The following is a 477-nucleotide window of genomic DNA, read 5'->3' as shown; positions in this document are numbered from 1 at the left end:
TGCGGGACCCAGTGCGGGACCCAGCGCGGGCGCCTACCGGATCGTGAACGGCGCCAGCGGCCTGTGCCTGACCGTCCCCGGCAACAGCACCGCCGACGGCGTGCAGCTCACCGTGTCCAGCTGCAACGGCGCGAGCAACCAGACCTGGAACCTGTCCACCCAGGGCAGCGGCTTCCGCCTGGCCGCCGCCAACAGCGGCAAGTGCGCCGGGGTGAAGGACGCCTCCACCTCCGCGGGCAGGGCCGTCCAGCAGGAGTCCTGCACCGGCTCCACATCGCAGACCTGGGAACTGACCGCCTCGGGCTCCAACTACCGCATCGTCAACGCCAACAGCGACAAGTGCCTCAACACCAAGGACAACTCCACCTCCTCAGGCGCGCTCGTGCAGCAGAACTCCTGCGACTCGGTGTCCACCAAACAGTGGTCACTCCAGCCCACCGGCTCCCAGCCGCCCGCTTCCCCCACCCCCACCAGGAC

1 protein-coding gene is annotated in these 477 nt (G+C 69.6%); it reads left to right on the top strand.

Going from position 1 to position 477, the window contains the following annotated elements:
• A partial coding sequence (locus FLV34_RS39745) for an RICIN domain-containing protein (protein ID WP_147945634.1) occupies nt 1-477 on the top strand: 477 nt, incomplete at both ends.

Origin of the sequence: Microbispora sp. CSR-4 (assembly GCF_008033685.1) — a bacterium.
GTDB lineage: Bacteria > Actinomycetota > Actinomycetes > Streptosporangiales > Streptosporangiaceae > Microbispora.
Note: the sequence above shows the minus strand (reverse complement) of the source record. Positions and strands in the feature narration are given on the sequence as shown.